Annotated in this window: 5 protein-coding genes; all 5 read left to right on the forward strand. The window is 63.7% G+C overall.

Features of this window, described 5'->3' with window-relative positions; genetic code table 11:
• Positions 1-306: 306 nt before the first annotated feature.
• Genes CSZ94_RS26705 through CSZ94_RS26725 form a run of 5 tightly spaced genes read left to right on the forward strand, consistent with a single transcriptional unit; the run spans position 307 to position 6,543 of the window.
• Positions 307-990, forward strand: a complete 684-nt coding sequence (locus tag CSZ94_RS26705; protein WP_102124269.1) for a vWA domain-containing protein — start codon at positions 307-309, stop codon at positions 988-990.
• 14 nt (positions 991-1,004) lie between these two features.
• Positions 1,005-1,772 (forward strand): PP2C family serine/threonine-protein phosphatase, encoded by a 768-nt coding sequence (locus tag CSZ94_RS26710; protein ID WP_102124270.1) that lies wholly within the window; start codon positions 1,005-1,007, stop codon positions 1,770-1,772.
• The gene (locus CSZ94_RS26715) at positions 1,769-4,108 is read left to right on the forward strand and encodes a hypothetical protein (RefSeq protein WP_102124271.1); all 2,340 of its coding nucleotides are present in this window, start codon (positions 1,769-1,771) and stop codon (positions 4,106-4,108) included. The genes CSZ94_RS26710 and CSZ94_RS26715 overlap by 4 nt, the downstream gene beginning before the upstream one ends.
• 9 nt (positions 4,109-4,117) lie before the next feature.
• Entirely contained in the window at positions 4,118-5,464 is a 1,347-nt protein-coding gene (locus tag CSZ94_RS26720; RefSeq protein ID WP_102124272.1) for a toxin-antitoxin system YwqK family antitoxin, read from the forward strand.
• The gene (locus CSZ94_RS26725; RefSeq protein WP_102124273.1) at positions 5,449-6,543 is read left to right on the forward strand and encodes a toxin-antitoxin system YwqK family antitoxin; all 1,095 of its coding nucleotides are present in this window, start codon (positions 5,449-5,451) and stop codon (positions 6,541-6,543) included. Before CSZ94_RS26720 ends, CSZ94_RS26725 begins: the two co-directional genes overlap by 16 nt.
• Positions 6,544-6,654 lie beyond the last annotated feature (111 nt).

Genomic DNA, 6,654 nt, shown 5'->3' on the forward strand with positions numbered 1-6,654 from the left:
GCCATCACTTGGCGTGCCGCGAAAAACCAATTCGCCATTCTGTTCGCCGAGCGCTTTACGGCGCACCTGTGACCAAGCATTGAAATTAGCTAAATGACTCCGGACACACAAAAATCCTGACACTCCCCAGCGACCCGCCCCACCTTTTTGAAAAGGGGCTAGTCGCTGCCATCTGGCCTGCGCAACTATCAAGAAATGGCCGGCGTGCAGCTGCCTGAATAGTGTTCTGTAGGAAACTCGCGCAGCGAAAACACATCCATGATGTAAGATCCGCACTATGTTCGATTTCACATTTACAGATTACCCATGACTTCAATAATGATTCCCGACGTCGCCCTGGTCGACAACACCGAACAACGCACGCCGCTGGTGCTCGTGCTGGACTGCTCCGGCAGCATGTCCGGCGAACCCGTGTCGCTGCTCAACGAAGGTCTGGCCTTGCTGGAACAGGAGCTCAAGTCCGACGTGATCGCCGCCAAGCGCGTGCGTATCCTGGTGATTCAATACGGTGCCCACGATGAAGCCGTGGTGGCCAGCAACTGGTGCGATGCCATGGATTTCACGGCGCCCCGTTTGGAAGCGAACGGCACCACGCCGACCGGCGCCGCCGTCGAGCTGGCCTTGGCCGAAATCGAGCAGGAAAAGCAGCGCTTCCGCCAGGCAGGCGTGGCCTACACGCGGCCGTGGCTGTTCCTGATGTCGGACGGCGAGCCGACGGACCGCTGGCAGCAGGGAGCCGAACAGGCACGCGCGGCCGAGCAGGCCAATAAAGCGGCGATCTTCCCCATCGCCGTGGGCGACAACGCGAATATCGATACCTTGGGGCAGTTTTCCAGCCGTGGCGAGCGCGGCGTGAAGCAGCTGAAGGGCTTGCAGTTCCGCGAACTGTTCCTGTGGCTGAGCGCCAGCATGCAGGTGGTGTCGCAGTCGCGTCCCGGCGCGCAGGCGCAGCTGGCTTCGACGGACGGCTGGTCTGTCGTGAATACGTGAAAGCCCGCTGATCCATGGCGAAAGCAAACAAGCATAACAAGCATTGGCGCGTGTTCGGCGCGTCCGTCACGGGCAAGGCGCATCTGGACAAGGATATCCCTTGCCAGGATGCGCACGCGCACGCAGATGTCAACGGCGTACTGGTGGCCATCGTCTGCGATGGCGCCGGTTCGGCCCGCCTCAGCGAACAGGGCGCGCAGTTTGTGGCAACGCATACCGTGCAAGCGCTGGCCGGACGGCTGGAACAGGGCGCCACCGTGCAGGATTTGGTGGACGGCGCGCTGGCCGGCACGCTGGCGCAAATTCGCGCCGCGCTGGACGACATCGCCCGCGCCGCCAACGCCACGCTGGACGACTACGCCAGCACCGTGGTGGGCGTGGTCATGGGCGCAGACAACGGTTTCTTCTTCCACCTGGGCGATGGCCTGGGCGTGGCGCAGCTGGGCGACGGCGGTGAACTCATCTCGTTGCCCGCCAACGGCGAATATGCGAATGAAACCTATTTTATTAGCGGCGAGCGCTGGCGCGAACAGCTGCGCCTGCTGGCGATTCCGCAAGCCGTGCGCGGCGTCGTGCTGATGTCGGACGGTTGCATGCCCTTTGCCATGAGCAAGAACAATGGCGCGCTGTACGCACCGTTCATGGATGCCGTGCAAGGCTATCTGCGCACGGTCGAGAGCATGGAACTGGGCAATGCAGCGCTGGCGTCCACCCTGGCCGACCCGCGCACGCACCAGATCACGGGCGATGACAAGACCCTGCTGCTGGCCTTGCGCGCATGAGCCGGAAGCAAGGCGTCACGCCCGGGCTGAGTCCGGGCGGCAAGATATGGCTGGATAAAGTCCGCAGCCTGGTACTGGGCAAACTCGTCAAGAGCGGCGGCGCGGGCAGCGTGTATCTGTTGCCCGGCGCACCTGCGCAGGTTGTCAAGCTGTACCACCCGCACCTGGACCGGGCCGCCAACCGGCGCAAGCTCGAAGCGATGCTGGAACTGTCGCCCGAGCTGCCCGATCAGTTGGAAAACGGCAAGCGCTACGTGCAGATCGCCTGGCCGCAAGCGGCCGTGTTCGACGGCCAGGGCGGCTTTGCCGGTTTCGTCATGCCCCTGCTGGACATGGCGCAAACGGCCGAGCTGGAACAGATCATGCAAGAGCGCCAGGCGCGCGCGGCAGGCCTGCCCACGGGACTCGGACCCAAGCTGACCCTGGCTGCCAACCTGGCCGCCGTCATCGATGCGCTGCACCAGCAGCAACACTACGTGGTCGACTTGAAACCGGTGAATCTGCGCTTTTACCGCGATTCGCTGTACATCGCCATGCTCGATTGCGACGGTTTCAGCATCCAGGGCCATGCCGAGCGCTTTCCTGCCGAGCAATTCACGGCCGACTACCTGGCGCCGGAATTCCAGCGCAAGGGCATGCCGGCGGGCACGGAAATGGCGCAAGACCGCTTCGCCCTGGCCGTCCTCATCTTCCAGTTGCTGAACTTTGGCATCCACCCCTACAGCGGGCGGCCCGGCAATGCGCAAGTGGCGACCGATATTCCCGGGCGCATCCGCGACGGCTGCTATGCGTATGGCGTGAAGCGCCACAAGCAACTGGCGCCCAACGCCACCAGCGGCCATGCGCTGATGCCGCCCGAACTGCGCGCCATGTTCGACCGCGCCTTCTCGTCATCACCGCGGCTCCAGCGGCCATCGGCGGCCGACTGGGCGCAGTTGTTGCGCGGCTATGCGCAGCGCAGCGGCGGCAAGCTGACCATTTGCGCCGTGAATCCCGAACACCAGCATTTTGCGGGCCTGGCTTGCGCCGCCTGCGCGCGCGACAAGGTCATAGCCGCTGCTACGCAAGCCTCGGTGCAGGCGCAGCAGATGCAACTGCAACAGCAATCGTTACCGCAGCAGCACAGCGCGCGCCGCACGGCGCCGGGGCAAGCACCGGTCGCTATTCCCTTGTCGGCCAACACTGGCGGCGGCATCAGCGGCAAGGGCTGGGCCGTGGTGGTGCTGCTGATCGTGCTGTTCCTGATCGGCTTTGCGGCCTGGACTTCCTCGCCCGATGAAGTCAAGAACAAGGCCAGCTTGCTGGCGGACGCCGATCAGGCCGCAGGCCGCGAGGTGTTTGGCTGGCGTCCGCGCAAGGCAGCCGGTTTCCAGCAGTCCGACGCGCGCAAGGCCGTGCGCAGCCTGTCGCAAGCGATGACCGCGGGCGACGATGGCGCCGTCACGCGGGGCTTGCAGCTGCTGTACCGGGCCGGCGAAGACAAGTCTTCGGGCTACCGCGGCGACCCTACGCGCGCGCGGCTGCGTACCACCTTGATGGAAGGGCTGGGCGCGATGCCCGGCTACGCCCCCGAATTGGCGAAAACCTATCTTGACCAGTTGCAAGCCGACCCGCGCGACCACCTGGCAGCGGCGGCCATGGGCCGCATGCACCTGAGTCTGAATGAACCGCAGGCGGCGCGCCAGTATTTCGAGCAAGCCGTCTGGGCCCGTCCCACCGATGGCGTGGCCTGGCTGGGCATCGCTGCCACGGCGCTGCTGCGCGGCGGCGATGAGCACGATGCCGTCAATATGGTGGCGCTGGCGCAACTGACGTCTTATCGTTACGCGGTGGAGAATGCCATGCCGACGGAAGCTGGCAAGCCGGCCGACAATGGCGTGGCCGCCACGGCGCAGCGCATGGACCGGGCCGCCAAAGTGCTGCGCCTGGCCCAGCCCGGCGCCTACCAGAAGCGCTGGGACAAGGCGCTGGCCGATGGCGCGCTGCTGGCGGCCAAGCTCAAGGCCTTGCCGCCACTGCCGGACCAGCCTGCGGGCGTGCAGCGCGAGACGATGACGACGGTGACGTATGGCGTGCTTGACGAGAAACAATCGTCAGGCGAAAACCGCTTGACCCTGAGCATCGCGGCAGACGGCAGCCTCAGCTATGCGGCGGCGGAACGGCCGATGGAAGCGATGCTCAACAAGGTCTTGCTCGATAGCGTCAAGCGCTGGACCTACTTGCCGGCCGTCAAGCATGGCCAGTTGCAGGATGCCAAGGTGGAAGTGCTGGTGCGCTACCGCGATGGCCGGGTCAGCTTCGTGCCGGCGAATGCTGCCGATGCCGGCGAAAATTAGAGGAACCGTATGAAAATCAAGACCTTGTGCGCGCTGCTGGGCGCTTGCTTGCTATGCCCAAGCCTGGCGCAGGCGGAAATCGTGCAGCGCCAGGTGCTGGCAAGCATGGCCGCCGAACGCGACAGCGAAGGCGGCGATGTGTTCACTATTGCCGGTACGACGGCCTGCGGCGGCAAGCAGATACGCATGGATGCCCACTCGGTGAACCTGGACGAGGCGCCTTATGACGCGCTGAAAGCCGATCTGGCCCGGCACATTCGCAACAAGACGCCCATGCTCGTCACCCTGAAAAAATGCCCGGACGATGTTAGCGTACCCATCGTGCGCCAGATTGCCGCCTGCACGCCAGCGGCCTGCGCCGATGGCCGGGCGCGGCTATACCTGCACGAGCGTTTCTTCCCCATCGCGCAAGAAAAAGCAGCGAATGTGCTGCTGTTGCCCCTACCAAAAGGCAAGCTGTCGGGCACGTGGACGGTGGACGTATACAGCGTGGCGGGACACAAGCTGCGCCTGTCCGGCCAGGTCAACAAGGCCGATTATGCCTCCGGTGAACTGGTGGGCGGCTATGTCTCGTATTATCCGAATGGCAAGATCAAAAAACAAGTGGCGCAGGATGGGCAGGGCCAGCAGGATGGCATCTGCAGCGAATATTTTCCCGATGGCACCCTGGCGCTGCGCGGCGACTGGCGCCATGGCTTGCCCGAGGGCGAACACCAGCACTATCACGCCACGGGCAAGCTGAGGGAGGTGACGGTCTACCGCGACGGCAAGCAAGTCGACGGGCCCGTGCAGACCTTCGACAAGAATGGCAAGCTGAGCACCAGCTACACTATGCGCGACCAGAGTATCGAAGGCGAACATCTCACTTACTTCCCTGATGGGAAGGTCTCCAGTCGCTCGGAAATGAAACGGGGCAAGTCCAATGGCTTGACGGCGAGTTACTACCCCGATGGCGCCGTGCGCAGCACCATGACAGAGGTCAACAATTTACCCACGGGCGAGGCGCTGGAGTTCTATCCGGACGGTAAGGTGCAAAGCCGCCAGCAGTATGGCGACAAGGGCGGGCTGCTGAGCGTCCAGCGCTACAGCCCCCGGGGCGTGCTGGTGTTGGAACGACGCTGGGATGCGCAGTTGCGTGAGCAGGGCACGTCGCGCTCTTGGTACGAAAGCGGCAAGCCCGAGCACTCCATCGACTTCGTGAATGACGAGCGCCACGGTTGGCGCCGCAGCTGGCGCGAAGATGGCAGCCTGCAAAGCGAATGCCAGTATGTGGCCGGCAAGGCCCAGGGCGACTGCGGCGATGCACCGCCAGCGCAGGAACTGTTGCGCAAGGAGCAGGCATGGCGCGCACTTTGACACATTGGTTTGGCGCCATGCTGCTGTTGCCGGCGCTGGCCCACGCCGAGATTGAGCAGCGGCAAGTCGTCACCGCCATCAAGGCGACGCCTGACGGCGATGTGCTGACCCTCGCCAACGACAGCGGTTGCGGCGGCAAACAGGTGCTGATGCATGCCGTTTCCGTGCGCCTGGATGAGGATCAGTATCTCGCCATGAAGCAGCAATTGGCGCCCTTGATCCGCGACAAGACACCCTTGTTGATGCGTATCAAATCCTGTCCCGCGCCAGGCAAGGTGGGAGGCGAAGCCGGCGCGCTCACCATGCCCGAAGTGGGCAAGCTGGGCGGCTGCGAGCCGCAGGCTTGTCTTGACGCCAAGGCGCGTTTGTACCTGAATCACAATCTGACGCGCGGCGAAGTCAAGGAACAGGCGCGCTATGCACTGCTCCTGCCACTGCCGCCCGGCAAGATACCGGGCACCTGGCAAGTCGAGATCCATCATGTGCGCGAAGGCGAGCCGAAGCGGCTGACGGGCCAGGTCAACGCCCCCGATTATTTGCGCGGCAAGCTGGTGGGCAACTACAGCATGTACTACCCGCATGGACAGCTGGAAATGCAGGTGGAGCGCGATGGACGCAGCTTGCAGGAGGGTGTGCAGACCCTGTATTACCCGGACGGCAAGGTTTCCATGCGCAATACCTGGCGCAATGGCGTGCAGGAGGGGGAGGAGCAGTCCTCTCAGCAAAGTGGCAAGCTGAACGCGTCGCGCACCGACCGCAACGGCACCCGCGCCGATAGCCTGGTGGAAACCTTCGACCAGGATGGCAAGCTGCGCACGCGCATGACCCAGGTCAAGGGCCAGACGGAGGGCGAGCTGCTGTTGTTCTATCCGGACGGCAAGGTGGAAAGCCGCAGCCAGTATGTGAACGGCATCCAGACGGGGCCGAGCACCAGCTATTTCCCGGATGGCAAGGTGCATCGCACAGGCAGCTATGTCGATGGCAAGCCTGCCGGCGAGAGCGTCGAGTATTATCCTGACGGCAAGGTCGCCAGCAAACGCACGCACAGCGGCCAGTATGTCATCAGGGCGATTGCATGAAGCATCAGGTCGGCAAGCCCAAGACCTTGGCGAGATAGTCGGCATTCCAGCCAGCTTTTAAGCGTTTGGTAGCGATGCCGGCCTTGGTTGTCTTTTCGTTTTTCAGTAAAT

Origin of the sequence: Janthinobacterium sp. ROICE36, assembly GCF_002869965.1 — a bacterium.
In the GTDB taxonomy this organism is placed as follows: domain Bacteria; phylum Pseudomonadota; class Gammaproteobacteria; order Burkholderiales; family Burkholderiaceae_D; genus Janthinobacterium.

What these genes read in the sequence shown, in the direction of transcription:
- CSZ94_RS26705 (WP_102124269.1), top strand. Translation starts at nt 307, where the DNA reads ATGACTTCAATAATGATTCCCGACGTCGCCCTGGTCGACAACACCGAA.
- CSZ94_RS26710 (WP_102124270.1), top strand. Translation starts at nt 1,005, where the DNA reads ATGGCGAAAGCAAACAAGCATAACAAGCATTGGCGCGTGTTCGGCGCG.
- CSZ94_RS26715 (WP_102124271.1), top strand. Translation starts at nt 1,769, where the DNA reads ATGAGCCGGAAGCAAGGCGTCACGCCCGGGCTGAGTCCGGGCGGCAAG.
- CSZ94_RS26720 (WP_102124272.1), top strand. Translation starts at nt 4,118, where the DNA reads ATGAAAATCAAGACCTTGTGCGCGCTGCTGGGCGCTTGCTTGCTATGC.
- CSZ94_RS26725 (WP_102124273.1), top strand. Translation starts at nt 5,449, where the DNA reads ATGGCGCGCACTTTGACACATTGGTTTGGCGCCATGCTGCTGTTGCCG.